The organism is Asaia krungthepensis NRIC 0535, from assembly GCF_025995175.1.
GTDB lineage: Bacteria > Pseudomonadota > Alphaproteobacteria > Acetobacterales > Acetobacteraceae > Asaia > Asaia krungthepensis.
Genome location: NZ_BAPV01000060.1, coordinates 156,962 through 183,362, shown reverse-complemented (window position 1 = coordinate 183,362; position 26,401 = coordinate 156,962). Strand labels below are relative to the sequence as shown.

At 61.3% G+C, this 26,401-nt stretch carries 24 protein-coding genes; 15 read left to right on the top strand and 9 right to left on the bottom strand.

Features of this window, described 5'->3' with window-relative positions:
• Complete coding sequence (gene pdxR / locus AA0535_RS14245; protein WP_264817297.1) at positions 1-1,425, bottom strand: MocR-like pyridoxine biosynthesis transcription factor PdxR; 1,425 nt, start codon at positions 1,423-1,425, stop codon at positions 1-3.
• A gap of 98 nt (positions 1,426-1,523) precedes the next feature.
• Between pdxR and AA0535_RS14240 the strand changes: the two genes are divergently transcribed.
• Positions 1,524-2,162 (top strand): pyridoxamine 5'-phosphate oxidase family protein, encoded by a 639-nt coding sequence (locus AA0535_RS14240; RefSeq protein WP_264817296.1) that lies wholly within the window; start codon positions 1,524-1,526, stop codon positions 2,160-2,162.
• 50 nt (positions 2,163-2,212) lie between these two features.
• Here the strand turns inward: AA0535_RS14240 and AA0535_RS14235 are convergent, their stop codons facing one another.
• Positions 2,213-3,247, bottom strand: a complete 1,035-nt coding sequence (locus AA0535_RS14235; RefSeq protein WP_264817295.1) for a LacI family DNA-binding transcriptional regulator — start codon at positions 3,245-3,247, stop codon at positions 2,213-2,215.
• Positions 3,248-3,389: 142 nt separating this feature from the next.
• Between AA0535_RS14235 and AA0535_RS14230 the strand changes: the two genes are divergently transcribed.
• Positions 3,390-4,586 carry a phytanoyl-CoA dioxygenase family protein gene (locus AA0535_RS14230; RefSeq protein WP_264817294.1) on the top strand — a complete coding sequence of 399 codons (1,197 nt, stop codon included), beginning with the start codon at positions 3,390-3,392 and terminating at the stop codon, positions 4,584-4,586.
• 200 nt (positions 4,587-4,786) lie between these two features.
• Here AA0535_RS14230 and AA0535_RS14225 read toward each other — a convergent pair whose 3' ends face one another.
• The 4 genes from AA0535_RS14225 to AA0535_RS14210 form a co-directional block, all read right to left on the bottom strand.
• The gene (locus AA0535_RS14225) at positions 4,787-5,602 is read right to left on the bottom strand and encodes a siderophore-interacting protein (protein WP_264817293.1); all 816 of its coding nucleotides are present in this window, start codon (positions 5,600-5,602) and stop codon (positions 4,787-4,789) included.
• Positions 5,599-6,222, bottom strand: a complete 624-nt coding sequence (locus AA0535_RS14220; RefSeq protein WP_264817292.1) for a PadR family transcriptional regulator — start codon at positions 6,220-6,222, stop codon at positions 5,599-5,601. The genes AA0535_RS14225 and AA0535_RS14220 overlap by 4 nt, the downstream gene beginning before the upstream one ends.
• Before the next feature lie 157 nt (positions 6,223-6,379).
• Positions 6,380-7,762 (bottom strand): NAD-dependent succinate-semialdehyde dehydrogenase, encoded by a 1,383-nt coding sequence (locus AA0535_RS14215; RefSeq protein WP_264817291.1) that lies wholly within the window; start codon positions 7,760-7,762, stop codon positions 6,380-6,382.
• Between the two features lie 5 nt (positions 7,763-7,767).
• Positions 7,768-8,262: a hypothetical protein gene (locus AA0535_RS14210; protein ID WP_264817289.1), complete on the bottom strand. Its 495-nt coding sequence runs from the start codon at positions 8,260-8,262 to the stop codon at positions 7,768-7,770.
• A 214-nt stretch (positions 8,263-8,476) separates the two neighbouring features.
• Between AA0535_RS14210 and AA0535_RS14205 the strand changes: the two genes are divergently transcribed.
• Positions 8,477-9,316, top strand: a complete 840-nt coding sequence (locus AA0535_RS14205; RefSeq protein ID WP_264817288.1) for an EcsC family protein — start codon at positions 8,477-8,479, stop codon at positions 9,314-9,316.
• A gap of 104 nt (positions 9,317-9,420) precedes the next feature.
• Here the strand turns inward: AA0535_RS14205 and AA0535_RS14200 are convergent, their stop codons facing one another.
• Positions 9,421-9,588, bottom strand: coding sequence for a hypothetical protein (locus AA0535_RS14200; protein ID WP_264817287.1), 168 nt, complete (start codon positions 9,586-9,588; stop codon positions 9,421-9,423).
• A 153-nt stretch (positions 9,589-9,741) separates the two neighbouring features.
• Here AA0535_RS14200 and aat point away from each other — a divergent pair, with 153 nt between their 5' ends.
• The 11 genes from aat to AA0535_RS14145 all read left to right on the top strand — a co-directional run bounded on the left by aat (position 9,742) and on the right by AA0535_RS14145 (position 22,236).
• Entirely contained in the window at positions 9,742-10,422 is a 681-nt protein-coding gene (gene aat / locus AA0535_RS14195; protein ID WP_264817286.1) for a leucyl/phenylalanyl-tRNA--protein transferase, read from the top strand.
• A gap of 2 nt (positions 10,423-10,424) precedes the next feature.
• A complete protein-coding gene (locus AA0535_RS14190) occupies positions 10,425-11,090 on the top strand; it encodes a DUF4412 domain-containing protein (protein ID WP_264817285.1) in 666 nt (221 codons plus the stop codon).
• Positions 11,087-11,704, top strand: a complete 618-nt coding sequence (locus AA0535_RS14185; RefSeq protein WP_264817283.1) for a hypothetical protein — start codon at positions 11,087-11,089, stop codon at positions 11,702-11,704. Before AA0535_RS14190 ends, AA0535_RS14185 begins: the two co-directional genes overlap by 4 nt.
• 202 nt (positions 11,705-11,906) lie before the next feature.
• The gene (locus AA0535_RS14180; protein WP_264817282.1) at positions 11,907-12,296 is read left to right on the top strand and encodes a hypothetical protein; all 390 of its coding nucleotides are present in this window, start codon (positions 11,907-11,909) and stop codon (positions 12,294-12,296) included.
• Between the two features lie 22 nt (positions 12,297-12,318).
• Positions 12,319-12,780 carry a thioredoxin-dependent thiol peroxidase gene (gene bcp, locus AA0535_RS14175; RefSeq protein ID WP_264817280.1) on the top strand — a complete coding sequence of 154 codons (462 nt, stop codon included), beginning with the start codon at positions 12,319-12,321 and terminating at the stop codon, positions 12,778-12,780.
• A 15-nt stretch (positions 12,781-12,795) separates the two neighbouring features.
• Positions 12,796-16,041 carry an AsmA-like C-terminal region-containing protein gene (locus AA0535_RS14170; protein WP_264817279.1) on the top strand — a complete coding sequence of 1,082 codons (3,246 nt, stop codon included), beginning with the start codon at positions 12,796-12,798 and terminating at the stop codon, positions 16,039-16,041.
• A 367-nt stretch (positions 16,042-16,408) separates the two neighbouring features.
• On the top strand, positions 16,409-17,695 hold the full coding sequence (locus tag AA0535_RS14165; protein WP_264817334.1) for a replication-associated recombination protein A: 1,287 nt from the start codon (positions 16,409-16,411) through the stop codon (positions 17,693-17,695).
• Positions 17,692-18,687, top strand: a complete 996-nt coding sequence (locus tag AA0535_RS14160) for an RluA family pseudouridine synthase (protein WP_264817278.1) — start codon at positions 17,692-17,694, stop codon at positions 18,685-18,687. Before AA0535_RS14165 ends, AA0535_RS14160 begins: the two co-directional genes overlap by 4 nt.
• On the top strand, positions 18,684-21,200 hold the full coding sequence (locus AA0535_RS14155) for an AsmA family protein (RefSeq protein WP_264817277.1): 2,517 nt from the start codon (positions 18,684-18,686) through the stop codon (positions 21,198-21,200). Before AA0535_RS14160 ends, AA0535_RS14155 begins: the two co-directional genes overlap by 4 nt.
• On the top strand, positions 21,197-21,928 hold the full coding sequence (locus tag AA0535_RS14150; RefSeq protein WP_264817276.1) for an ATP12 family protein: 732 nt from the start codon (positions 21,197-21,199) through the stop codon (positions 21,926-21,928). The genes AA0535_RS14155 and AA0535_RS14150 overlap by 4 nt, the downstream gene beginning before the upstream one ends.
• Before the next feature lie 134 nt (positions 21,929-22,062).
• Positions 22,063-22,236 (top strand): hypothetical protein, encoded by a 174-nt coding sequence (locus tag AA0535_RS14145; RefSeq protein ID WP_264817275.1) that lies wholly within the window; start codon positions 22,063-22,065, stop codon positions 22,234-22,236.
• 185 nt (positions 22,237-22,421) lie between these two features.
• On the opposite strand, the gene AA0535_RS14140 is transcribed toward AA0535_RS14145, so the two are convergent.
• Together AA0535_RS14140 and AA0535_RS14135 are read right to left on the bottom strand one after the other, a co-directional pair.
• Complete coding sequence (locus AA0535_RS14140; protein ID WP_264817274.1) at positions 22,422-23,585, bottom strand: bifunctional 2-C-methyl-D-erythritol 4-phosphate cytidylyltransferase/2-C-methyl-D-erythritol 2,4-cyclodiphosphate synthase; 1,164 nt, start codon at positions 23,583-23,585, stop codon at positions 22,422-22,424.
• 131 nt (positions 23,586-23,716) lie between these two features.
• Positions 23,717-25,120, bottom strand: coding sequence for a sugar porter family MFS transporter (locus tag AA0535_RS14135; RefSeq protein ID WP_264817273.1), 1,404 nt, complete (start codon positions 25,118-25,120; stop codon positions 23,717-23,719).
• A 483-nt stretch (positions 25,121-25,603) separates the two neighbouring features.
• Here AA0535_RS14135 and AA0535_RS14130 point away from each other — a divergent pair, with 483 nt between their 5' ends.
• Entirely contained in the window at positions 25,604-26,149 is a 546-nt protein-coding gene (locus tag AA0535_RS14130; RefSeq protein WP_264817272.1) for a hypothetical protein, read from the top strand.
• Positions 26,150-26,401 lie beyond the last annotated feature (252 nt).

Genomic DNA, 26,401 nt, shown 5'->3' with positions numbered 1-26,401 from the left:
TCACCCCTTGATCGCGCGGCGCAGGATGGCGACAATCCGCGCCGGGTCATCGGGGCGCAATGTGGCAAATCCGATCACAAGCCCTTCCATGACGGGGCCCAGACAGAGCGCCGAGAGGCGCCCCGCCCGATACCCCGATGCTGCCAGCGCATTCAGACAATCCTGCTCCCGCCCCGGCAGGGTGAGGCGCAGACCAAGCTGTACCCCGCCGCGCGGGGCGAGCGCGTCGATGAAATCGAGTGAGGAAAGCGCCTCATGGAGCGCGAGGCCGCGCTGGCGGTAGAGCCGGGCGATACGACGCAGATGCATGCGGTACTGCCCCGAGTTCATGAGCTCTGCCAGAGCAAGCTGGCTGTGCAGATTGGCGGCATAGCCTAGTGTACGATGCGCGGCGCGAAGCGGCGCCACATAGGGTTCCGGAACAACCATCCACCCAAGTCTGAGGCCCGGCAAAAGGGTCTTGGACGCGGAGCCGAGATAGACAGTGTCGGTTCCTGCACCATGCGCGGCAAGGGCCGCAATCTCGCGCCCGTGCCAGAGGAACTCGCTGTCATAATCGTCTTCGAGGATCAGGGCTTTCTGCTGGCGTGCCCGCTCCAGCAGCGCGAGACGTCTTGCCAGTTCCATGCGTCCCCCGAGCGGATATTGGTTGGAGGGGGTGATGTAGATAAGTCGCGCATCATCCGGAACATGATCGGGGTTCAGCCCGCCTTCATCGACCGATACAGGCTTGATGACCGCCTGAGCCGCCTCGAATGCCGCGCGGGCACCGAGATAGCCAGGGTTCTCTATGGCCACTGTCATGCCGGGGTCGAGCATTGTCTGGGCAATCAGACTGAGTGAAGCCTGAGTACCGGGTGTGATCAGAATCTGGTCTGCCGACACCACAAGCCCCCGGTCACTGGCGAGGCGCGTGCACAAGGCCTCACGCAAGGCGCGCGCGCCGTGATAGCCGCCGTAACAGGCTTCCTCGCCATGGGCGTGGCGGGCATGCCGTCTTAGGATCTGTCCCCAGAGATCAGCAGGAAAACGGGTTTCGTCGGGCAGACCGGGTGAGAGGCGGCCTTCTGGCGTGGCGTAATTCGTGGCTCGTGGATCGCGTGCGAGCGCCTCACCCCGCCGTGACAGCGCAGGCGCTGTATCGCCTTTGCGCTCTGTCCTGTGCGCTGCCGGTAGGCAGGCGACCGGTCGAGTACCCGGTCGCATCGCAATCAGACCCTCAGCGCGCAGCAAGTCATAGGCGGTCGAAACGGAGCTCCGCGACAGGCCGAGTATCTCGGCTGCCTGACGCGTAGAAGGGAGCGTTTCCCCCTGGGTGATTCTGCCCGAACGGATGGCGGCGCTCAAAGCCCCGAATACCTGCACCGGAAGCGAGTTAGGGGCTTGCGGGTCAGGATGGCAAAAGGCAGGCAGGTAAACTGGCATGAGAAAATAACCCGAAACCGGAACTCGTTTGAGGCCAGTTCGACCGCTAGGAGCAGAGACGTCAAGAGCGAAAACCCTTGCCTCGAAGGATGCGAAACATGGTTCCCGACTATGCGAAGGCCCGCCAGGGCAAGCGTGCCCATTATGACGAAGAGACAATCCACGCGATTCTCGACACGGGTCTCGTCGGGCATGTCGGCTTCGTCTCGCAGGAACGGCCCATGGTGATGCCCATGGCCTATGCCCGTGTCGGCAGCACCCTCTATCTGCATGGCGCGTCCAAGACGCGTCTGATGGGGCTCGATGGGCAGAAGATGTGCGTCACGGTCACCCAGTTGACCGGAATCGTGGCAGCACGCTCGTCTTTTCATCATTCGGTCAATTACCGCTGTGCCGTGGTTCACGGTACAGCACGCAAGGTCACGGATGACGAGCACGAGAAGGCGCTGAATGCCATCACCGACCATCTCTTGCCAGGCCGCAGCGGGGAACTGCGTGCCATGACCCCGCAGGAACTCAAGGCAACCGGTGTGATCGCTCTCGATATCAACGCTGCCAGCGCCAAGATTCGCACTGGCCCACCGGTCGAGGATGCGGATGATCTGCCTTCCAGCCTATGGGGGGGCGTGGTGCCGGTCGTGACCGCCCTCGGCACCGGCATACAGGACGCCCATACGCCTGAAGGAACCTTGCCGCCCCCGTCAATACGCAAGGCCCAGGCGAAATTCATTGCCTGAGGTGCGGAGCGATATCCGACCCGCCCCGTACCCAGGACTTACCCGCGCCGTCAGGTGAAAGGCGGCATGTTCATGGGCGTGATGATGTGCGCAGGACTGGGTCGCGCCGTAACCGGAGCCGAACGCAGGCGATTGGCCTGGATGAACAGCGCGCAGGCCTGATGCATATCGGCGGCGAGATCGTGATGCAGCACCGCTGTCAGGGTCCTGTCCTGCAGGAGGGCGCGGTTGTCGTGATCGAGGTCATGCGCCACAAAGATCACCGGTCTGCGCCCGCATGAAGCGAAGGCGCGGGCTACGGCACGATTGCCGCCTCCAATCGAGTAAACGGCCTCGATTTCCGGATGGGCCATAAGGGCTGACCGGATAAGGTCGTGGCTCAGCCAGTCGAGCCCGCCCCCCTCGCCAAGCGAGACCACCCCGAGATGGGGAGCGCGTTCACGGAGCACGGCGCGAAACCCGATCTCGCGCTCCTCCTCGCCAAGAAATCGATAGCTCGAAATGACTGCAAGAACGGCTTTGCCCTGATAGAGTGGGGCAGGCATCCAGCCCGCCATCAGCCAGGCTGCGGTCCCGCCTGCCGCCTGATTATCCATCCCGACATAGGCAAGGCGGTCTGAGCCGGGCAGATCCGTCACCAGCGTGATAACGGGGATATGCGCCCTCCGGCACGCCGCGATCTCCTCACGAATACCCGAATGGTCCGGCGCCTTGAGCAGGATGCCGTTGGACCCACGCTTTCGGATGCGCGCCAAGATCGCCGCAATTTCCTCGCCGGTCGCCGTCTCGCAAAGGTGGGAGCGAACGCGCAGCGCGACAGGCTGATGCATCGGCAACTGGTCCTCCAGCGCGTTGCGCACTGCGGACGAGAAACGTTTCGGTGCCTCCATCACGAGGTCGATCACCATCCGGCTTCCGTGAAGCGACGCTTCGACTGTCTGCCGGGACAGTTCCCCGATCGCCTGGTGGACACGCCGTGTCGTCGCGGCACTGACGCCGCCCCTTCGGTGCAGGACGCGATCCACGGTGGCGAGGCCAACTCCCGCCTGCCGGGCGATATCCTTCATGGGGGCGGGGTGCGGCACACATGTCTCCCTGAGGTGTTTCTGAGGTATCTAGCGCCTGTGAGCGTGCATGACAAAATTGTAATCCGGTGAACATCGTTTCCCGCAAAGCCGCAGAACGGGGTCCGCGGCGATGGGCAACAGATGTTCAGGAGACAGACACATGAAAGCTGACAATCTCTCCGTTCTTCGTGCCAGCCGGAACTGGTATGCGCCGGACCATGTCGTGCTCGACGAACTCGAGGCTCTCTCGCAAAGGCGCATTTCCCTGCGCGACTATCCGCTTGCAGCCGGGATCGGGGCGGAACAGGTGCCGATTTATGACTGCGCCGTGCTCAGGGAGCTGGTTAAGACGCCGGAAGGACGCCAAAGCGTCACGGCCGAGTGGATAGAGGTTCTCAAGGATGGTCCGGGGATCGTCGTGCTCAGACAGGCCTTCGATGACCTGACAACACTCGATCATGTGACGATTCAGTTCGAGAAGCTGATCGGTAACCAGAAGCGCAACGGCATGGAATCCGGCGATCATTTCGCGAAGGCCGGGGCCAATGATCGGGTCTGGAACGCGCTCGAGAAGCTCTGTCTTTTCGACCCGGAAGGATTTGCCCGCTATTATGCGAACGACATGCTCGCCCTCGTCAGCGAGGCGTGGCTGGGGCCTGCCTATCAGATCACGTCGCAGGTCAATGTCGTCAATCCAGGGGGAGAGGCGCAGACCGTGCATCGCGATTATCATCTGGGCTTTCAGTCTCCAGAGCAGGTCAGCCGCTATCCGGTCCATGTCCATGCTCTTTCGCCTTTTCTGACGCTTCAGGGGGCGGTGGCGCATTGTGACATGCCCCTGGAGAGTGGACCGACACTCTACATGCCGTTCACCCAGCTATACGGGCCGGGTTATCTGGCGACCCAAAGCCCCGCGATCAGGGCGTGGTTCACGGAGCACCACGTGCAGCTTCCTTTGCATAAGGGCGATGCCGTCTTCTTCAATCCGGCCCTGTTTCACGCAGCAGGAAGCAACCGCTCGCAGGCCATCAGACGAATGGCCAATCTGTTGCAGATATCTTCGGCGTTCGGGCGTGCGATGGAAAGCATGGACAGGGCGCGCATGGCCCAGACCCTCTATCCTGTGCTCGCAAAGCTCAGGGCAAGTCGGGGACTTAGTGATGACGGGATCGGTCATGTCATCGCGGCCAGCGCCGAGGGATACGCTTTCCCGACGAATCTCGACCGTGATCCGCCGATAGGGGGGCTGGCGCCGCAGAGCCAGCAGGCACTTTTCACGCAGGCGTTGCAGGAAGACTGGGACGAGGCGCGCTTCAGCAGTGCGCTCTCCGAACGTGTCCGCTGCACCATGACCTGATCGCGTGATCCGCAGTCATGGGGTGGGGCCATGGAGGACCGCGCTCAGGGGTGAAAACAGTGTTCCTTGTTGCGCTTCCTCTTCGGAGGCGGAAACACACTCCGTCTCCCGATGCATGTCGCATGTGGCAGAGAGCCCTTATCGGGTGTGGAGCCATGGCTTGATCTGCGAAAGGAGCACATCAGCCATGACCCCGGCGTTCAGTCATCCAACCGCGCTCCACCGGCTGCATGGTCCCGGCGCCAATATCCTGCGGCCCTTATCTGGGCGCGGGGTATGGCCTCTTCATTGACCAGATGGTCCCGCAGGGTCCTTACCTGCTCGATCTCTGCTGCAATCCACACATTGAGCGTCTCGGCCGGAGGTAAAACGATCAGCCGCACCAGACCGGCAAGGCTCTGGCCGGAGGCGCGATCGCAGCGATGAATATCCACCCGTGCATGGCTGGGCAGGGGATAGGTCCTGTCGGTTTCACCCGTGTCGAGAGCGACGATGGCACTGTGATCCGGGGGGAGAGACTCAAGGGTGCGCGCTACGGCCGGGAGGGCGGTATCGTCGCCGATCAAGAGATGATTTCTGAAAGCGCGCGGCGCGATATGGGAGGCTTTGGGACCGCCCATGCCGAGCACATGGCCCGGTCGGGCCTGGGCCGCCCATTCAGTCGCAGGCCCTATCTCATGCAGAACAAAATCGATGGTGAGTTCGCGATTCTCCGGGTCGAAGCGACGCGGCGTGTAATCGCGTGCGATCACGTCCGGATGGCGTGGCGCGGAACGATCGGCGCTGAGATCGGGCAGGACGGGTTCCGTCATGCCGGGGCGGGGGAAGAACAGCTTCACATGGTCATCCACGCCTGCCGTCACGAAATCATGCAGATCCTCACCACTGAATACGATGCGGCGCATCGTTTGGGAGAGAGGTACGACATGGGAGACCGCGATGCGGCGAAGGCGCAAGGGATGACGGATCTTGGTGGGGAGCCGGTCGCTGCCGTTCCCGGGCGAGATAGTGCTCATGAGGGATCCTTTGCCGCGCTGTCACCGGAGATGATCTCGGTTGCAGCCCGGAGCAGGATCGCGGCGATGCGACGGGCTTCGACAGGGCTGCAGCCGCGCCGCTGATAAAGGGCCGATTTCAGCATGTGCCGCGCCTTGTGCAGACCGTCCGCCGCTTCAGGATCCATGTCGTGCAATCCGGCGAAGGCTTCCCGGACTTCGCTCATGCGACTGCCGATCCGTGCGAGAATGTCGAGGATGCGGTCAGCCTCTTCCCTGTTGGTGGCAAGTTGGGACTGGCCAGCTTCGGTCAGGGTGTAGAGTTTGCGCGTCCCCTCCTGTGTGACCTCTGCCTGGCCGATCTCTTCCAGATAGGTCAGGGCCGGATAAACCATGCCCGGGCTCGGTTTATAGAAGCCGTTCGAGCGTTCCTCGAGGCGTCGGATGATCTCGTACCCATGGGCTGGCGCCTCGGACAGAAGGGCCAGGATGATGAGCTGAAGCTCCTCGGCGCTGAGTTTGCGCCCTCCCGGAATATCGTTTCCCCGGTGACGTCCGAAACGTCCGCCGAAGCGATGGCCGCCGCCACCGAATCCGTCGTGACGATTGAAAACATGGCGCAGGTGATGTCTGAAATGCATTATGTCCTCCGTTATATCTTAAGACTGTATTATCTTAAGATATAACGCAAGAGTTTTCCGATTGCAGTGTTATGCGCGCATGATTGCGGGGTCTTGCCGCGCAGCGCAGCCGAAAACCGCCCCGGCTCAGCCGGGCCGAGGCGGGGAGCCTCAGGGTTCAGGCGGCCCAGACAGTCTTGATGTTCATGAATTCATGGAGGCCGAGTTCTGTCAGTTCACGCCCATAACCGCTCGATTTCACACCGCCGATCGGCAGGGCAGGGTCAGAGGCGGTGACCTTGTTGATGAAGACGCCCCCCGATTCGATGCGCTTCGAAAGACTGAGCGCAAGCCTGTCGTCCTGCGTCCACAAACTGGCGCCGAGACCGTATTCTGTGCGATTGGCGAGCTCGATTGCGTGATCGACATCGCGCGCCGTGATGATGCACGCCACGGGGCCGAAAAGTTCTTCCCGAAACGCCGTCATACCTGGCGTGACATCCAGAAGCGCCGTCGGCTCATACCACGCGCCGGGGCGATCCACTGGCTCCCCCCCGACGACAAGGCGCGCACCTTCGGCAATACTCCGCCTGACCTGCTCATGCAGTCCGTCGCGCAGATCAGGACGTGCCATCGGGCCGATGAAGGCACCATCATCCATCGGGTCTTCGAGGCGGAGCGCCCTGACTTTCTCAAGGAATCTCTCCGTGAATGCCTCGGCGACCGTCGCTTCCACGATGATTCGCTTGGCGGCGATGCAGACCTGTCCGCAATTCGCAAACCGGGCTGCAATGGCCGCGTCGACGGCCTTGTCCAGATCGGCATCGGCCAGCACGATGAACGGGTCGGATCCGCCCAACTCGAGCACGGTCTTCTTGCCGTTCTGTCCGGCCAGACCTGCCAGAATGCGTCCCACCCTCACGCTGCCAGTGACAGTGACACCCGAGATACGGGAGTCGGCGATCACGCGTGCCGTCTGCTCGCGCGCGAGATTGGCGCTGATGAACACGTCATCCAGATCGCATTCACGGGCGATGTCGTTGAGCAGAAGACCGCAGCCAAGCGTGTTTTCCGCAGGCTTGACGATAAATCCGTTTCCCCCTGCCATGATCGGTATGGCCGCTCTGATGATCTGCCAGTAGGGGAAATTCCACGGCATGACGGCAAGAACAATTCCCGTGGGGGCATAGCTGAGATGCGCCTTGCCAGCGGGAACCTCCATCGGGCGGTCGCGGAGCAGGGCAGGGGCGTGCTGGCCATACCAGTCTATGACGGACGCGCATTTGTCGATCTCGGCGCGGGCCGCCGTGATGGTCTTACCCATTTCCAGTACTGCCAGACGCGCGAGATCTTCCTTACGCGCCCGCAACTGGGCCGCGAAACGATGCAGAAGGTCGAGCCGGGCCCCGAGCGATTTGGCACGCCATGAGTGGAAGCCGCGCTCGGCGCGATTGAGCAGGGCGTCAAGCGCGGTATCGCTCAGGAAAGGATAGTGCTCCAGCGTCTCTCCTGTTGCCGGATTGACTGTGGAGACGCCATTGCCTGAAGAGGGCTCGCTCATTGTCTTTACCTCTGATTGTTGGTCCATAGCGCCGTGCCAGCCGCATCAGACTGTGCCACGACATCGGTTTGCCCGTTCCCTGGTGAGCCTGCATAATTGTGATAGGCCGAGTTCTCGTAGGGCGGCCTGACCGGCGCATTGAACTTGACGGGCCATCCCAGGAAGGAAAAATGCGACGGCGCATCATTGGGGATCTGGGTGCTCTGATGGGCTTCCGAATTTGGCAGGCCCAGCGCAGGATGCGCACGCACCTTATAGGAGTAATTGCGCAGCGAGGTGTCGAAATCCTCCGTGACCTCATAACCGTGGGGCGGTGGCGGAGCCCCGCCATCGGGCAGGGCCACTTTTTCAACCGGGGTGAGAGGATGCTCCATGGAACGGAGCTGACTGGCAGGGTCTGCCTTCGCCGAAGCGCCGAGAGCTGGCAGGACAGCCAGCGAAGCGATCAGGGCCATACCCGCGTTGGGGGCCGGGAACGTAAGAAAGCGCTTGTCGGGCATACCGGTGCTCCTGTCGGATCGGGCTTCGCTGTGATGTGTGCGACCCTAACTGGGGCGCGACTGTTTCGTTTTCCCGTGGCGCTGTAGAATGAAAAAAAACAGGCTTTGTCACAATATTTGGTGACAGGCGCTGCGGTCGGGCGTTGCCCACCATGACATGAAAAAGCGGCGACCGCCTATAGCGAGCGCCCGCTCAGCAGGGAGACGAAAACCCATGGCCAAAGCTTCAGGCTCGACAGGCACCATGACCGGTGAGATTGCCCCTCTCGCCCTCGATAGCGACTCGCTCGCCCAGCTGCAGGCGGCGCTGGCGAAAGTCGAGCATGGCCGGGGTGTCCTCGTTCGTCTTGCCGATCTGATGGGAGGGGCTGTCGGACAGGCGACGCGTATCGGTATGCAGGGGCTGGGGATGGCTCCCAATATCCAAGCGAAACTTCAGGGACTCGCGGAAGCCTCTATCGCTCGCGCCTTCGATATCGCGGTGCTTGGCATGGCACAGGAATCGGGTGCGCGCGCGCCCAAATGGCGCGATCCGGCTGCTCAGGCGGCGGTCGCCATGTCAGGCGCGCTTGGTGGTTTCGGCGGTATCGTAGGGCTGATGCCCGATATCGGGTTCACGACGCTCACGATCATGCGTGAGATTGCACGCATTGCCCGCGAAGAAGGGGAAGATCTGAGCGACGACGATACGCGTCGCGCCTGCCTCGAGGTCTTCGCCCTGAGAGGCTTCATGTCCGGCCAGAATGCCGATGAGAGCGAACTCGGCTTCTTTTCGGCGCGGGCGCTCATGCGGGGCAAGCCGATTGTCCTGCTGATTGCCGAGGTCGCCTCGCATTATGGTATCGGCCTGTCGCGCAAATTCGCCCTGCAGATGGTCCCTGTCGCGGGAGCTTTGTGCGGAGCGTCGCTGAATGCGGCCTTCCTCTCCCATTACCGGGCTCTGGCGCGCGCCCAGTTCACCATACGTCGTCTCGAACGGCAGCATGGGCCGATCGTGCGCGACACGGCGCAGCATATGCAGCAGCATCAGGGACCGGTCGACGCTACCCCCTGAGCTTGCCTAAATGCGGCCCTCTCCCTGAAAGGGCCGCATCCTGTCGGGCATCTGGGATGGAGAAACCTTTCAGGCTTGTCCCGTCCGATGCCGGGGGCAGGCGATCAGGATCTCGAGCGGGCTCCGCCAAGGGCTTCGAGCAGGCCTACCGGAATGAGCTGTATCGAGAATATCGCTGTCATGACGAAGGAGAGCACCCGGTAATGCGGGGCGAAGAAAGCCAGAATGGCACTCAATGCAATCCCGATGAGATAAACGAATGTGAGCGGCATGAGAGATCCTCGCATGAAAGTCGTACGCTTCGATTATCACGCCCTGGTGCGTGACGACCATGAGAAAACGTGGGGATGCCCGGCTCTACCACGCTGCCCTTACGCCCGGGATTGTGGAACCATCCTGACCTTCCCCTTTTTGGGAGCCACGTCATGACCGACCCGATCACACCCGGACATCTGTTGAGTGCGTATCGAATGGGGATCTTCCCTATGTCCGATGGGCGTGAGGCCAGTGAAATCAGCTGGCATCGGCCCCTGTTGCGTGGCGTGATCCCCCTGGACGCACAATTCCATTGTCCGCGCCGTCTTGCGCGGACCGCCCTGCAGGGACGTTTTGCGGTCACGAGCGATCGCTGCTTCAACGACGTGATCCGTCTCTGCGCTGAAACTCCGGGCCGGGAAGAAACCTGGATCAGCGATCGTATCCAGAAGCGCTACACCCTGCTGCATGACCTTGGCCACGCTCATTCAATCGAGACGTGGCGCGGGAACGAACTGGTCGGCGGGCTCTATGGCGTCATGATGGGCGGAGCATTTTTCGGTGAAAGCATGTTTTCGCTCTGTACCGATGCCTCGAAAATCGCCCTTCTTCATCTGGTGGCGGCCCTCAGACAGGCAGGGTTCACGCTGCTCGATGCCCAGTTCCCGACAGCGCATCTGGAAACATTTGGCTGCCTCACCGTTCCGGATGGTGCTTACCGGTTGATGCTGGACCGCGCCCTCGCAATTGAGGCATCGTGGCACCAGGATGTGTCGCTCGGCAGGCTGAGGGAAGAAATAACCCGTCTGCGCGAAGGCATTATGGTCCGGCGCGGCACAGAGGAGAAATAACCATGTCGATGTTCCAGGTAAAAGGCGCGACTCTCTTGTCGCTGGCCGTTGCGATGTCCGCAGGAAGTGTCGTGGCACAGGCGCAGGACGCCACCAGCCAATCGCATCCACGCCTCTCCCCCGCACGCGACGTGACTGTGGTCTACGCGGTGCAGCCGGAGAAAATGCCGAAGCCGGTTCAGGCCATCGTCCAGTTCAAGGCGGAAGGCGACAAGCTGCGCATCGATTCGCCGGACCACGCAGGTTCGACCATTCTCGATCGTCCGGCGCAGCGCGTGACGCTCATCATGCACAAGCAGCGGGTCTATACGAGCTTCTCCCCCAAGCACGGGTTGCGCAATCCATTCATGCTGGACATGGCCATGCAATACGCCCCCGATGGTACCGGCAGCGTGGCGGGCCTGGCCTGTAACAAATGGACGATCACCTCGTCGCATGGCAAGGCGACGGCCTGCGTGACAGAAGACGGGGTCATTCTGAGCGAGGAGGGAGTCGATGCCGATGGGTTGCACGGCAAGCTCGAGGCGCAGACCGTGACCTACGGTCCTGTTGCGGAAGCACAGTTCCAGGCTCCCGCCGATTATCAGCAGATCACGGCCCAGATGCCCATTCCCCATGGAGGCGGTGTGCATGGCGGCGGCGCCATGAGTTCAGCGGCTCCGAAATGAAGACGTCGATCCTGATGGCCAGCGTCATGACCGCTGGTCTTGGTCTTCTCGCGTCTAGTCAGTCCGAAGCCCAGCCCCTGAGCCCGGCACAGGCCGAGGCGGAGGCAGCTGTCACGCCCTATGTCACACCGCGTGTGGATGTTGACGTGACATATGACGCGACAGGCCCTGACGGCCAGCATTATCGTCAGCGCATGCGCTGGAATGCGGCCCACTGGCAGCAGCGTATCGACATCGAAGCGACCGGTCTGATCATGCTGACCGATTACCGCGCCCATCGCCTTTCGGTGGTCGATACACGGACAAAAAGCTACAGCGTGTCAGGGTCGCCCGATGCGCAGTTTGCGCCGCCCGGCACACGTGCCGCCGGTTCATGGCAGCGCGGCGCGCCGGACATTGTGGCCGGTCAGGGTTGCACGCATTGGTCCACTACCGACACCGACGGACAAGCCGGTGATTTCTGTTACAGCGACGATGGCGTCCTGCTCTCTGCCGCGCATGATGGCACAGAGATCATCAGGGCGGTGAGCTACGTCCCGGCTGCCCAAGGGCCTGATGTTTTCGTCGAGCCGAGCGGCTTTCACGAAACCAGCCCGGTCAGACTGGATCACTGATCTGCAGATCGTGGGGGTGCCACCTGGGGACGCCGTCAAAAGGGACCCCCGGCAGGGATCTCCGACGGTGCCTGAGCGATTATGTTACAATCTGGCCCGGATTTTGTCCTGTTCCGTCCCAAAATCGACACCATATGGACTGTATAAGCTGGATATCGGATTGGCCGATCTGTCCAGGTCGATCTGACGAGGAGGTTTCTTCATGCGTCATATCCTGAAAATTGGCCTCGCGGCTCTGCCCCTTGCAGGCCTTCTGGGAGGCGCTCCGCTCGCTCAGGCTCACCCCTACGGTTACGGCGGCCCCGGTTACGGCGGCCCCGGTTGGGGCGGTCCTGGCTGGCATGGCGGTGGCGGCTGGCGCGGTGATCGTGGCTGGCATCGTGGCGGCGGTAACGCCTTCGTCGGCGGTCTTGTTGGCGGCCTTGTAGGTGGTGCCGTCATCGGTGCCATTGCACGGCCCTATGTGGCCCCCCCACCGCCACCGGTCGTCTATGCGCCCCCGCCGCCTGTCGTCTATCAGCCCCCGCCGCGCGTGGTTTACCCGCCGCCGGTTGCAGTCTATCCCTCTTACCCCGCTTATCCCGCATATTGAGAACAGAGGTCTTGGTCTGATCATGGTAGCAATTGGCGACAGGGCGCCCGCTTTCTCCTTGCCGGCCTCGAATGGCCAGACTGTCGAGAGCGAGGCGCTAGGTGGGCAGCCCTATCTCCTTTATTTCTATCCCAAGGCCGATACGCCTGGCTGCACAACGCAGGCTTGCGACCTGCGCGACCAGAAGCAGACACTGGGCACGCTTGGTCTCAGGGTCATCGGGGTAAGCCCGGACCCTGTCGACAAACTTGACCGGTTCGCGAAAAAATACGGGCTCGACTTCACCCTTGTCAGCGACGCCGAGCATGAACTCGCCGACCTTTATGGCACCTGGGTCGAGAAGAGCATGTACGGCAAGACCTATTTCGGCATGGAGCGTAGTTCGTTCCTTGTCGACGCTGAGGGCGTGATCCGGGCGATCTGGCGCAAGGTTAAGCCTGCGGACCATGTGGCTCTCGTGACCGAAGCTGCATCCGAACTCTAGGCTCCAGCTGCAAGAGTGCCGCGTGATTTCCCTCATCATGCGCTCTGGCGGGCGGTCCGTCTCGGAGCGCTTGTCGTTTTTCTTCCGGTCGCTGTCTTTTCGGCAGCGGCCGTTTCGCTGTTGTGGCGGCTGTCTTCAGGGCCGCTCGATATCACGCCGCTCGCCGCGCGCTTCATGCCGTTGGCCGTCCAGGCGAGTGGCCAACCCGGGCGCCCCGCGGGTCGGCTGACGGCGCGCAGGATATCGCTGAGCTGGCATCCCGGCCTGCGTCACCTTCATCCCGAGCTTGGGATCATGGCTCAGGACCTGCGTGTGCTGCGTCAGGACGGAACAGCGACACTGGCTATCGCCCATGCGAGCATCGATCTGCGTATGGGGCCGTTATCGCATGGCAGGATCGTTCCTACCCGTATCAGCGCCGACACTGGTTCGGTTATCCTCGACCGCCATCCGGATGGTTCGATCGATCTCGACTGGCCGAATGCCCGGCATGGTCGATCGCGCCCCGACCAGTTTTCTCCGATTCATCTGGTCAGTGTCGATCTCAGAGCGATCAGAGTCGTGCTGCGTCACGCTATCGGAACCGGACAGGACCAGCATGTGGTACGCGGGAGCGATCTGACCGCCCAGCTTGAGACGGCATCGTTCCGGCGCGCTCCCGTGCATGCGCTATTCGGCTGGAACGGCACGCTCGCCGGATGGGTTGGGCCCGATCCAGACCATTCCATCAGGCTTAGATCGACCGCTTCCACGGGGCTCGATGCGGTGGACTGCCGTCTCGATATCGCTCCATTCGAGCCACAATTGTTTGGCGGGCTGCTCCCTCTGGCCTCCAACTGGCACGTGCCAGTGAGCGCGAGCTTCTCTTTTCACTTTCCTCTGAATTCCGACGCAACCGGGAACAATCGATCGGTCCTGCCAACTCCGGGTAAAGCGCATCTGGCGCTTACTCTCGGCAAGGGATCGATCGACCAGCGCGACAACCCGCCTCTTTCGATCGAAAGCGGAGAAATCCGTGGTGAGGTCCATCTTGCCGGGGGGAGGCTGTCCGTTCCTGAGTTCCACGCCGGTATCGGGCTGGTGGATGATCTGGGCCATGTCACCCGGTTCGGCGCGCAAGGAGCGGTCGAGGCGGATTCCCTGCTTTCGCCGCAAAAGATTACGGCCCGGCTCTCAGCGTCTTCCACGGCGCTGGATGTTCCGCATCTGAGCGCCATCTGGCCGCGCATCCTGATGAAAGGCGCGCGCAAATGGGTCACCCGCAACCTCACTGCCGGGGCAGGAAGCGGAGTAGCAATCGAGTCGACGCTCGGAAGCGCAACGGGCTGGGGTGGTCTGCGTCCTGTCCGTACCGCCGCATCCCTCTCTGTCGATCACGCCACGGTCCACTGGCTCCGCCCGGTACCCCCTGCGCAGGACGTGGCTGCACGCTTCAGCTTCGAGACACCTGATACGCTCAGGATCGATTTTCTCGGTGGTGTGCAGCCCAGTTCTGAACGGCAAGGCGCGCCCGTGATCCATATGGATGGCGGTTCGATGTTGATCAGCGATCTGTTCGCTCGCGATCAGTTGGGGAAAGTCGCTCTCGATCTCTCCTGCAATCTTTCCGCCTGTCTTGGGTTGCTCGCCCATCCACGGTTGCACCTTCTTTCACGACACCCGCTTCCCTTTACTCACCCTGACGGCGCGGTGACGGTCAGGGAGGTCATCACCCTGCCTCTCTCATCCCACATTGAAAACGATCAGATCCATCTCACGGCAACAGCGCGTTTTTCGCATGTCAGCCTCGGCAATGTGGTTCTCGGGCGCGATCTGGCCGAGGCCAGCGGTGTTCTCGACGCCACGGAGAAGAGGCTCACCCTGAAGGGGTATGGCCTGCTGGACGGTGTCCCGACCGAGGCGAGCATGGAGGAGAATTTCCTGAGTCGCGAAGGAGGATTACGCGAGTCCGTTCACGCAGTCTCCGAGCTCGACGAGGCCGCGCTCCGACGGGCCTCCATCACGAATAATGGTTTGTTCCATGGGAGGGCAGAGCTTGTCTCGGATTATCATGCCCGTTTCGATGGCCGGGCCGATGTCGATCTTGCTCTCGATCTGCAGGACGCCGACCTGTCCATTCCCGTCTGGCGCAAGAGCGCAGGGACCGAGGCGAGCGCCTCAGCCCATATCGGACTGAAAGACGGGCACATTGTCGCGCTCGACCGGGTGCTGGCAGAAGGCCCGGACCTGCATGTGGCTGGCAGTGGGCGCGTGAGTGAAGGACGTGTGAGCGCCATCGTTCTCGACGGTTTCACGGTTGGGCGCTCGAACGGCGACGCCGTCATCGAACTCCCGGGTGAGGAAGGGGCCGCGGTCAATGTGCATGTTCATGCGCAGGACCTCGATATGTCCAGCCTTCTGCATGCAGGAAAACCTGCGGGCGATGGAAACGTCCTCGGAAAGGGGAAGAAGGCCACACTGCCCTCGGCTCCGGAAGCCGATGCCTCAACCGGGAAGAAGACGGGCGGGTTGAACTGGACTGTCGATCTGGCGACCGAACGGCTTTTCTACGGACCTCACAAATTCTTCGGGCAGGTCACGGCGCATCTCGAACATCGCAACGATCGGCTCGAGCGGGCGCGGTTCACAGCGAAAAGGCCCGTGGGTCTTCTCGTCGATCTGTTTCCCAGGCAAGACGGGCGCCATTTCGATCTGCGGGTCGATAATCTCGGCCTCCTCCTGACCGAGACCGGCATGACCGAACGTCTCGATGGGGGGACGGCCCGGGTAACAGGCCATGTGGGAGACAGTGCCACCGGTACGCTGCCGCCGTTCCAGGGTGTGATATCGGTTTCGCCTTTCACGTTCAGGCAGCCCCCTGCGGCGCTCACGGCAGCCACGCATCTTTCGGTCTTCAACTGGTCCCAGGCGAGCCATGACCGGTTCGAGGTGCAGCATCTGCACCTGCCGGTCAGGCTCCATGATGATGTGATGACCATTCATGAGGGGCATCTGGGCAACCCGGCACTCGGTGCCACGCTTGAGGGCAATATCGGTCTCGATAGCGGTGTCCTGGATCTCAGAGGCACAGTTGTTCCGGTTTTCGGCATCAATGCGGCACCGGGGCGTTTGCCCAATGTCGGCAAGCTCTTCTCACCCGAGAAGGGCGGCGGTGTGCTTGCCGCGACGTTCACCGTCAAAGGTACGGCAAATAATCCCGATCTCTCGGTCAATCCTTTCGCCATGCTGTTACCCGGCGTGATGCGCGAACTGGCGAAATAAGGTCGGCAGGCGCATAAGTCAGGTTTACTACCCCGCCAGGGGTCTTATGTCTGGATATGCGGTCTGGCTCCTGACGGGCATTCGTTACTCTCCTGAACCGCCCAATCTGGTCGCGGCGCAGAAGCAGCGAACGCCGCAAGGGATGCCCCGGGTTCGGACGCGGGATCTGAAGTGGCGACAGTGCAGGAGAGCGGTCATGCGCGACGACGGGAATGCGGATCTGTTTGGAGGCCCTTCGGGATCATCTGGCGGACCGGGGTCTTCGCGACGCGCCTCGCATCATGAGGCGTCCCGGACCGGGGGCGATAGCACCATGCGCGACCCGGCTGTTTCCGGCCCGGATGCGCGCGGACCCGCATCTGCGTCCATGACCACGCAAGCCCGTCAGACCCAGCCTCTCGCTGACAGGCTTCGGCCGAGAGTGCTCGCGGACGTTGTTGGGCAGGATCATCTGCTTGGCGCCGATGGGCTGCTGAGCCAGATGTTGCGCCGCAACACGCTGCCAAGCCTTATCCTCTGGGGTGGTCCGGGCTGCGGCAAGACCACGATCGCGCGTCTGCTGGCGCGTGAGGCGAAGCTGCGTTTCGAGCAGATTTCAGCGGTATTTTCCGGCGTGGCGGATCTGAAAAAGGCTTTTGAGACGGCATCGCGTTTCCAGCAGGAAACCGGGCGCGGCACCCTGCTCTTCGTCGATGAGATCCATCGCTTCAATCGGGCCCAGCAGGATGGGTTCCTGCCTTATGTCGAGCGTGGCACGGTCATTCTCATCGGGGCAACGACGGAAAATCCCTCCTTCGCGCTGAATGGAGCCCTGCTGTCGCGCTGTCAGGTTCTGGTGCTCAACCGTCTGGACGATGACGGTCTCGACAGGCTCCTGCAGCGCGCCGAGGCAGAGTCCGGCCAGTCCTTGCCTCTCACAATCGAGGCGCGGGCCGCGCTCAGGGCCATGGCCGATGGAGACGGGCGCTACCTGCTCAATCTGGTCGAGCAGGTGCAGGCCCTGCCTGAGGGAACACATCTCGATACGGCCGGTCTGGCTACAGTCGTTGCCCGGCGTGCCGCGCTTTATGACAAGGACCGCGAAGAGCATTACAATCTGATTTCCGCGCTGCATAAATCCCTGCGTGGTTCCGACCCCGATGCCGGGCTTTACTGGTTTGCCCGCATGCTCGAAGGAGGCGAGGACCCGCGTTACATCGCGCGTCGTCTGACCCGTTTTGCGGCTGAGGATGTCGGCATGGCCGATCCTTCTGCCCTGCCACTCGCGATTGCTGCCTGGGAGACCTATGAGCGACTTGGCAGCCCCGAGGGCGAGCTGGCTCTAGCGCAGCTTGTCGTGCATCTGGCGACGGCGCCGAAATCGAACGCTGTTTATCGGGCCTATAACCAGGCACGCAAACTTGCCCGGGAAACAGGCAGCCTCGGACCGCCTCATCACATACGCAATGCGCCTACCCGCCTGATGAAGGATATCGGCTACGGGAAGGGCTACGAATACGATCACGACACGGCAGACGGGTTCTCGGGTCAGAATTACTTCCCGGATGAAATGGACCGTGTCGCGCTCTACCAGCCCACAGACCGGGGCAGGGAAAGTGAGATCAGAAAAAATCTGGACAGGCAGGCCGCAATACGGGCAAGCCGTCGCCCATGAGTGTTACGACCCGTATTGTCAGTGAAGATGAGGCCGATATGCGCCTCGACCGCTGGTTTCGCCGCCATTATCCCGACCTCACCCAGGGGGCGCTCCAAAAGCTGTGCCGCACGGGGCAGGTGCGCCTCGATGGCAAGCGCGTGACCGGGGCAAGCCGTCTGGCTCCCGGGCAGAGCCTGCGTATTCCGCCTCTGCCCGCGCCCATGGCCGCCCAACCCGATCGCCCTGCGCCGCTGGACCCGCAGCTGGCCCGCGAGATCGAGCGCATGGTGGTCTATCGCGACGATCATGTGATCGTGCTCGACAAGCCCTCGGGTCTGCCCACGCAGGGTGGCCCGGGCATTACCAAGCATATCGACATGATGCTGGACGGTTTGCGTGGCGATTTATCCGACCGACCGCGCCTCGTGCACCGTATCGACCGCGATACGTCCGGGCTTCTGCTTCTGGCGCGTACTCCTGGTGTCGCGGCCAAGCTGGCGGCCGCGTTCCGCGGGCGCGATGTCGAAAAGACCTATTGGGCCATTGTCGTCGGGCGTCCCATGCCAGGAACCGGCGTCATCGATCAGCCTCTGGCCAAACTCGGTGCCGGTAATGGCGCGCTTATGATCGCCGCCACACGTGACGATGAAGATGCCGTGGTGGCCAAGACCGATTATGAGGTGGTGGACGCCGCAGGCAAGCGCCTGTCCTGGCTGGCGCTGAAGCCGCTGACCGGGCGCACTCATCAGTTGCGCGTTCATTGCGAGACACTCGGTACGCCAATTCTGGGCGACCCTAAATATGGCGGCAAGGCCGCGCATATGGAGGGGTTTATCGACCGCCTGCATCTTCATGCGCGCGCGCTCGATTTCCCTCATCCGGCGGGTGGCAGGCTGCGTGTGGCGGCCCCTCTGCCGTCCCATATGCGCGATACGTTCAAGGATCTCGGCTTTACTGCGGGTGACACACCCAGACCGGAACGGATCGGCGCCAGGGGAGGCAAGAAATGAAACGCCTGATTGCAGCATTGATCGTCGTTCTGGTGCTCGCAACCGGTCTGGCCGTCACGGCGCAGGTCCTGATCGACCGGTCGAATCTCAGACAGGACGTGATTGCCGCAGTCAAGCGACAGACGGGACGCGATCTCACAATGGCGCGTTTCTCCGTCGGGGTTCTTCCCTGGCCGGGCTTCAGCGCCCGTGACGTCGTTCTCAACGGGCGTAACGGCGCAACGGACGAGCCTACCCTTCGTGCACGGGACATACGCGCATCGATTGCCCTCATCCCGCTCATGTGGCGAGAGATACGGCTGGAAACCCTGACCCTGAACCAGGGAAGCGTTTTCTTTGTGCGTGATCCTGAGGGGAGGGCAAGCTGGGAGTTCGAGCGGCCTTCCGGAACATCGGACAGGGAACCGGGAGCGGCAGCTCAGGGCGCGCCGCATCCGGAGGCGAACTGGAAGCTCAGGATCGGGTCAGCCAAGCTCAACAGGATGACGCTTGCGCTCAATGATACGAGGGCACATCGCAGCGGCGAGGTCATGATCGACCATGCGGAGTTCGACGGACTCGCTTCGACGGCCCCCTATCTCGATATTCACGGCCTGAAGGGCACAACGCCGTTCCGCCTCAACGGTCATGTCGGACCGTTATCCGTATTCCAGGGCGACAACCCGCCTTGGGCGGTGAGTCTGGGTGCCACGCTGGGGCAGGACGGCAAGCAGCAGGACTGGCTCAATCTTGATGGCCAGATCACGAATACGCGCCAGTTGCGCGGTTTCTCGGGTGTTGCACGGGGTGAGATCGCATCGCTCAGGGACCTTGAGGCGCTGTTTCCGAATGCAGGACTGCCAGATTATCGGGGTATTGGCGGTGAGATCGGCTTTTTCGATGCTGATCCGCAGAATGGGTCTGCCGGGTTCGATATTGCACGGCTCGGCATCAACCATCTGCATTTCCATCTTAATGCTTCGCCGAGTTGGCATGGCGTTTCGATATCCACCGTCCATGCCGATGCCGATACTCTTTCTTCCGCGCTGACGATCAGTGGCGTGGTCCAGGGCGTGAAGCCCGAAATCGCGCTGCAGGGGCGGTTTGGCACGCTGGCCCAGGCCGGAACGGCATGGCAGTCAGGGCTGGCCACCCCATTACCCGTTTCACTCGATATGCGTGATGCCTCACGACTGGGATCGGCCTCGGGCCTGACGGCCCATGTGAACGGTCAGGTAGGGGTCAATGACACTGCCCTTGCGCTTGATGGGCAGGCGCAGAGCCTTGACGTCATGCAGACTGCACTTCACGACGTTGCCCTCAAGGGGAATATTCTGCGCGATGCGTCGGGTGTGGTTCAGATCAGGCAGCTTTCCCTGACAAGCCACGAGGCAGAGGGCACGCTCGAAGCGACAGCTAGAATGCCTCTTCTATCGTCATTGGAGGGCAAGCTGCATTTCACGCATCTCGATCTCGATGCGCTCAGCGGCCTCTGGTTGGGGCGCAAGGATGCTGCAAACGGCAGCAAGCCGGGCAGCGTGCAAACTCCTTCTGCTGTATCATCGCCGATCACCGCCCTCACTCGATCAGCCAGCACGCAGGACAGTAGCGCAACCGGCGCAGGTGCGGCTCCTCTGCGACCTCTTCCCGGGGGAGCGACCATCGAAGAGACCGTTCCGGATGCTGCGTCTGTCCTGAGGCAGGGGCAGGCTTCCGTCGATATCTCCGCCGATACGATTCGCTTCAACAAGGCTGAATATTCGGGGGTCACGACCCATCTCGGTCTTGATCGCGGAAAGCTGACGCTCGACAGGATCAAGGGAGAGGGTAACGGGATGACCCTGTCGGGTCAGGCCGTCTATGACATGGCGACGCACCCTGCACATGTCAGTGTCACGTTCTCGCCGCTGCTTTTTCCTGCGACGCTGGGCCAGAACCTGCTGGGCCTTCCGGACCTGTTTCGAGGCCCACTGATGCTCGTGGGGCAGATCGACGCGCAGGGTGACAGCAAGACTGCACTGATCGACAGCATGAACGGTCATCTTGGGCTGTCCATGGTCGGTGGGACCATCGATGCGTCACAACTCGGGCCTTATCTTGGAGATGCTGCCCGGTCTCTCCTGTCTCATCGTGATCTCGATGTCCGCTGTCTCGGGCTGCACGCCCGTTTCGAGAATGGCAACGCCCAGCTCGACACGATCGGGATGGAGGCCGGCGCCCTCAGCCTTTCCGGTCATGGAGTCTATGGTCTGGGAGCAGGGACGCTCGACCTGCATCTTCTGCCTCGGATCGGTTTTGGTGGAACGGGCGCGTCTACACCGGTGCTGGTCACGGGAACGCTGGCCTCACCGCAGGCGCGTCAGGAAGCAGGGGCAGGAGGACGGTTTCAGCTTACGATCGGAGGTGCTGTTCCAGACAACTGCCCGGACATCCTGAGTGCGTCCCGGGAATCCTTTGTCGGTGAAGCCGCTCCAGCGCCGAAGAAGCACTCCCAGGCATCCGAACTGCTTCACGGGTTGGGGATATTGCATTGAGCCAGTCCCTCAAACGTTTCTGGAATGACGTCGCGGTCGCGCAGGAGGCGGAACAGCTTGCCTTTACCGTGCGTCTCGACGGACGTGCTTTTCGTCTTCCTGGCGGCACCACGCTCACCGTCTCATCCCGGGCGTTGGCGGAGGCTATTGCGGAAGAGTGGCGTGCTATCCCTGCGGGTGCCACGTTCCGGACGAGCGATCTGCCTATGACCCAGATGGCGGGCACGCAGATCGAGCGGATTGCGCCGGACCGCACGCAGATCATCGGCGGCCTTGCGGCCTATGGCGATAATGACCTGCTATGTTATCGCGCCAGTGGTTCGTTGGGACGGGAGCAGGACGCGCTCTTCGATCCGGTTCTGGACGAGTTCAGCCGTCGCCATGGTGTCAGGCCGCCGGTCACGCGCAGCCTCATGCCAGTGACGATAGAACCTGCTCTACAGCAAGCCTATGGTTGCGCTCTAAAGGCGATGGACGATCCCGGACTTGCCTGTGCGGCGGTCTGTGCTCCTGCGACCGGAAGTCTCATCATCGCTATTGGACTCGTGCAAGGCTGGCTCCTTGCCGAGCAAGCCTTGGCGATGGCCAGTGTGGAAGAGCGTCATCAGATGGCGCAATGGGGCGAGGACGATGCGTTGATCGGTGAGATCGAGCGTAACGGTATGGATCTGGCGGCGGCTCTGCGTTTTCATGCGCTTTCGCACCAATCCGAGACGAAACAGGCATGATTTCGCCATGTTTGCTGCCTAATTCACTCGCCTAAGAGGTCATCACATTCGGTGATCATTGGTTACTCGACTGCTGGGACAGGGGATCCTAAGCAGTATCGGGTTATCCATATGAACTCAGGCAAGGATCAGATATGTCTTCTCGTATTCAGGCCTTTCTGGATGAGAAAGTCGTCGCTGAAAATCTCATTCGCCGTATTCCATTCAAAGTCAGATCAGCTCATTTCGTTGCGCGCTGTGTGCAGAATGTCTGGCTCCTTCTTGCGGCGACGCCCGTTATTGTCGTGATCTGTGCGATCAAGGGCTGATTATTTTTCCGAACGGATCGCGGCCTACGCCCTTCGGAAGGCAGCGGAGTGCCGTCATCGTCCAGCGCGTACTGCCGTGGGCGGACAACATGCTCTGATGCGATCCACTTTCCGGTATTCCGGAAGCTGACCACAAAAAAGCCCGGCGTTTCAGCCGGGCTTTTTTCATTCCGGAAAGCCGTTGCTCACGGGACCAGAACCGTGGCGACAGCCGTTGCGGCAATGCCTTCCTCACGTCCGGTGAACCCGAGACGCTCCGATGTGGTCGCCTTGACCGAGATACGATCGACATCGACCTGAAGCAGGGAGGCAAGACGTTCACGCATGGCCTGCGCGTGCGGACCGATCTTGGGGCGTTCGCAGATCAGGGTCACATCGGCATTGATGAGCATGCCGCCGCGCTGACGGATACGCTCACCCGCATGGATCAGGAAGCGCGCCGAGTCCATGTCTTTCCACTCATTGTCAGTTGGCGGGAAATGGCGTCCGATATCCCCTTCCGCCAAAGCGCCATAGATGGCGTCGCACAGAGTGTGAATGCCGACATCGGCATCTGAATGGCCGGCGAGGCCTCGATCATGGGGAATCGTGATGCCACAGAGAATAAGTGGACGCCCTGCCTCGAAGGCATGGACATCGTAACCAAGCCCGGTGCGCGGGAGAGGGGTAGAGCCGAGCAGTCTTTCCAGGCGCACGAGGTCCTCCGGGAGTGTCAGTTTGATGTTGTCTTCTGCACCCTGAACAAGAGCCACCGGATGTCCGGAGGCCTCGAGCAGTGAGGCGTCATCGGTCACGGGACCCTGGTGGCGGCGATGCAGGTCGAGAAGCAATGGGAAATGGAAGCCCTGCGGTGTCTGGGCGCGCCAGAGGGACTCGCGGCAAATTGTCGTATCGACCAGGCCATCCTTGCCACGTTTGAGGGTGTCGGCCACTGCCACCGCAGGAATAGCCCCCGGATGCTGCGCCAGCGCATCAATCACGCTGGTCACGACCTCGGCCGGAACATAGGGGCGCGCACCGTCATGGACCAACACCAGATCGGGAGGCTCGGGCAACAGGGCCAGGGCTTCCAGTCCTGCGCGCACGCTATCCTGACGCTCACGACCGCCCGGTACAGGTGAAAGGGTTTCTATCCCCTCCAGCGCCTGTGCGAGCAGCGGGTCGTCTCCTACAGGCTGGATGAGCGTCACATGATCACGAAGCGCCTCGGCAGCATGACGAATGACGGTTTTGCCACCGAGCAGCATGTACTGCTTCGGCATGGCGGCGAGGCCAGTCGCGGGGGCAACGCTGGCATCAGCGAAGCGACGACCGGAACCGGCGGCGAGGAGGATGGCAGCAATACGCATGATGTTCAGGGAATGCTGCTTTGTTTTAACGTCGTCAAGCCAAGAAAAAGGGCCTTGCAGCACGCCGCAAGGCCCTCTCCCTCATTCAGATCCTGCCCGGCATTGCTGCAGGCAATACCGGAGCCGGGCGATCAGCGACCGATATCGCGCAGACGGACACCCTGGTTCAGTTTGCGCTCGAGAGATTCGAGCGAAACGCCGCGCGTTTCAGGCACGAAGGCAAGCGTCACGAGGATGAACACAGCATTGAGTGCTGCATACAGCCAGAAGGTGTGCGAGGCGCCAAGCGTGCCCAGCAGCGTCAGGAAGGTCGCGCCAACGATCATGTTGGCGATCCAGTTGGTGAAGGTTGAGCAAGCGATGCCGAAATCACGACCCTGAAGAGGCTGAACCTCCGCGCAGAGCACCCAGATGAGCGGACCGGCCGAGAAGGCGAAACCTGTGATGAACAGGAGGAGCACACCGACCGAGAGGTAGTGCATCATGGTGCCCGAATCCTGGCCGAGCGAAAGCAGGATCGCCAGAGCGCCCATGCCGACAGCCATGATGATGAAGCCCGCGATAAGCATCGGACGACGGCCCCAACGATCGACGAAGCCGATGGCGATAAAGGTAGCCAGCATGTTTACCAGGCCCACGATGGCCGTGCCCCACATCTGACCGTCCTGACCGAAACCAGCGACTTCGAAGATGCGCGGTGCATAATACATCACGATGTTGATGCCCGTGAGCTGCTGCACGATCTGTAGGCCGATACCCAGCATGACCGAGCGACGGAAATTCGGGTTCTCAAGGAAGAGCGAGAAGCCACGCTGCTTCTGCTGCAATCCTGCAGCGATGTCACGAATCTCGCTTTCGGCCTCTTCACGGGTGGTGCGGAGCGAAGCAAGTGTTTCCAGCGCCTCGTCATGACGACCACGCAGCATGAGCCAGCGCGGGCTGTCGGGAAGGAACAGGGACCCTACGAGAAAAACAGCACCCGGCACGGCCACGATGCCGAGCATCCAGCGCCATGCACCGGAATAGGCGAAAAGCGCATCGGAGATGAATGCGAGCAGAATGCCAATGGTGATCATCAGCTGATAGACCGAGATCAGGCTGCCGCGACGCTGCTCGTCAGCAACTTCGGAAATGTAGAGAGGCGCTACAAAGCTGGCGATGCCGATAGCAAGGCCAAGGATCGCGCGCGCGACGATCAGCAGCGTGATCGAGTGAGCAATGACGCAGCAGATCGCGCCCAGAACAAACAGGGCAGCACTGAACACCAGAGCCTTCTTGCGGCCCAGGCCATAGGAAAGACGACCGGCGGCCAGCGCGCCGACAGCCGCACCGAACATCATGGACGACACAATCCATTCCTGGGCGGTGTCGCTCGCCTGAAATTCCTTGGCAATGAAGCCGAGCGCGCCGGAAATCACACCGATGTCGAGACCGAACATCAGCCCGGCGACTGCTGCCAGAATGGCAGCGAGCATCATTTTCCCTACCAGTGGAAGCTTGGTTTCTATTGGAGAAGAGGCTGTAACGTTACTCATATGGGAAGACCTTAGTCGTAGCAGTCTATGGCAGGGCCAGCCGTGGGATCGCCGTTATCACACGAGAAATCCCAAAGTCAGTGTGATCTTTAAGCTTTTGTCACGTTAATTCAAACCAAATTCGTTGTGATCCACATGTTGGGTTCAGAGTGTGATCTGAACGCCGCTTGAGTGTCTGTTGGCCTGCCTCCAGCTCTCCCAGTCGCGAGACTAATATTCGGTTAATTTATCATCAAAAAAGAGAGTAACGGGTATTGATGGGAATATAACCGGAAACAGAGGATTGGAGCCCAGATTGTGGGGCAAGAAAAACGTAAATAAGGCAGGAAACATCATCAACAAAAAACAAGAACCAATACAGATTATTCTGTTCTTTTATAACTCTGCCGTTGGGGCATTCCATATCGACGCGAGACTTGCTGGGTATATCGATCCATTAATTGGGCAAGCAATAACGCTCGCGTTTGAAAATGGATCTGCCCCATGTCTATTCGCTCTCTTGTTTCGAAGTCACTCTCCGTACTTATCGTAACCGGAACGATTACCTCGCTTGGCTCATTGGCTGCTGCATCCACCGGCAGCGTCGGGCATGGGGCTTCCTCATCAGAGGCGCATATTGCCCTTGCCGGTCCGCGTCCCCCGGCTGGTGGGCATGCCGATCCCTGCGCGCTGTATGGCAATTGCGTGGTCGGCACGTCTGAGAGCATCGCCCTTGCCGGTCCGCGTCCGCCTGCTGGTGGGCATGCCGATCCCTGCGCGCTGTATGGCAATTGCGTGGTCGGCACGTTTGAGAGCATCGCCCTTGCCGGACCGCGTCCGCCTGCCGGTGGGCATGCCGATCCCTGCGCGCTTTACGGCAATTGCGTGGTCGGTACGTCTGAGAGCATCGCTCTTGCCGGACCGCGTCCGCCTGCCGGTGGGCATGCCGATCCCTGCGCGCTGTACGGTAACTGCGTGGTCGGTACGTCTGAGAGCATCGCTCTTGCGGCCTATCGCTCGGTCGCAGTTGGGGTGTACAGGCTCGTTTGAGCTCCAGATGACGACAGGGTTGGGCTGAGCTGATATTGCGGCTTTTTAACGACTAGCCCTTCCGCATGACCTAGACTTCGTAGACGATAAAATAGGCGGGGATTTCAGGAGTCGAGTGATAGCTTCAAGTGCATCTTTCCAACCTGAAACGGCTGCTGTGCCCTGCGGGGAAACAGCAGCCGCCGTGCGCCGCCCGCATTTGAAATCGTGGCTTTTGGCCACGCTGATGTTCACCCTGTTGATGCAGGGCCA

What these genes read in the sequence shown, in the direction of transcription:
- AA0535_RS14230 (WP_264817294.1), top strand. Translation starts at nt 3,390, where the DNA reads ATGAAAGCTGACAATCTCTCCGTTCTTCGTGCCAGCCGGAACTGGTAT.
- aat (WP_264817286.1), top strand. Translation starts at nt 9,742, where the DNA reads ATGACCGACCCGATCACACCCGGACATCTGTTGAGTGCGTATCGAATG.
- bcp (WP_264817280.1), top strand. Translation starts at nt 12,319, where the DNA reads ATGGTAGCAATTGGCGACAGGGCGCCCGCTTTCTCCTTGCCGGCCTCG.
- AA0535_RS14240 (WP_264817296.1), top strand. Translation starts at nt 1,524, where the DNA reads ATGGTTCCCGACTATGCGAAGGCCCGCCAGGGCAAGCGTGCCCATTAT.
- AA0535_RS14210 (WP_264817289.1), bottom strand. Translation starts at nt 8,262, where the DNA reads ATGCCCGACAAGCGCTTTCTTACGTTCCCGGCCCCCAACGCGGGTATG.
- AA0535_RS14180 (WP_264817282.1), top strand. Translation starts at nt 11,907, where the DNA reads ATGCGTCATATCCTGAAAATTGGCCTCGCGGCTCTGCCCCTTGCAGGC.
- AA0535_RS14200 (WP_264817287.1), bottom strand. Translation starts at nt 9,588, where the DNA reads ATGCCGCTCACATTCGTTTATCTCATCGGGATTGCATTGAGTGCCATT.
- AA0535_RS14225 (WP_264817293.1), bottom strand. Translation starts at nt 5,602, where the DNA reads ATGAGCACTATCTCGCCCGGGAACGGCAGCGACCGGCTCCCCACCAAG.
- AA0535_RS14215 (WP_264817291.1), bottom strand. Translation starts at nt 7,762, where the DNA reads ATGAGCGAGCCCTCTTCAGGCAATGGCGTCTCCACAGTCAATCCGGCA.
- AA0535_RS14185 (WP_264817283.1), top strand. Translation starts at nt 11,087, where the DNA reads ATGAAGACGTCGATCCTGATGGCCAGCGTCATGACCGCTGGTCTTGGT.
- AA0535_RS14135 (WP_264817273.1), bottom strand. Translation starts at nt 25,120, where the DNA reads ATGAGTAACGTTACAGCCTCTTCTCCAATAGAAACCAAGCTTCCACTG.
- AA0535_RS14145 (WP_264817275.1), top strand. Translation starts at nt 22,063, where the DNA reads ATGTCTTCTCGTATTCAGGCCTTTCTGGATGAGAAAGTCGTCGCTGAA.
- pdxR (WP_264817297.1), bottom strand. Translation starts at nt 1,425, where the DNA reads ATGCCAGTTTACCTGCCTGCCTTTTGCCATCCTGACCCGCAAGCCCCT.
- AA0535_RS14130 (WP_264817272.1), top strand. Translation starts at nt 25,604, where the DNA reads ATGTCTATTCGCTCTCTTGTTTCGAAGTCACTCTCCGTACTTATCGTA.
- AA0535_RS14155 (WP_264817277.1), top strand. Translation starts at nt 18,684, where the DNA reads ATGAAACGCCTGATTGCAGCATTGATCGTCGTTCTGGTGCTCGCAACC.
- AA0535_RS14190 (WP_264817285.1), top strand. Translation starts at nt 10,425, where the DNA reads ATGTCGATGTTCCAGGTAAAAGGCGCGACTCTCTTGTCGCTGGCCGTT.
- AA0535_RS14165 (WP_264817334.1), top strand. Translation starts at nt 16,409, where the DNA reads ATGACCACGCAAGCCCGTCAGACCCAGCCTCTCGCTGACAGGCTTCGG.
- AA0535_RS14205 (WP_264817288.1), top strand. Translation starts at nt 8,477, where the DNA reads ATGGCCAAAGCTTCAGGCTCGACAGGCACCATGACCGGTGAGATTGCC.
- AA0535_RS14140 (WP_264817274.1), bottom strand. Translation starts at nt 23,585, where the DNA reads ATGCGTATTGCTGCCATCCTCCTCGCCGCCGGTTCCGGTCGTCGCTTC.
- AA0535_RS14220 (WP_264817292.1), bottom strand. Translation starts at nt 6,222, where the DNA reads ATGCATTTCAGACATCACCTGCGCCATGTTTTCAATCGTCACGACGGA.
- AA0535_RS14160 (WP_264817278.1), top strand. Translation starts at nt 17,692, where the DNA reads ATGAGTGTTACGACCCGTATTGTCAGTGAAGATGAGGCCGATATGCGC.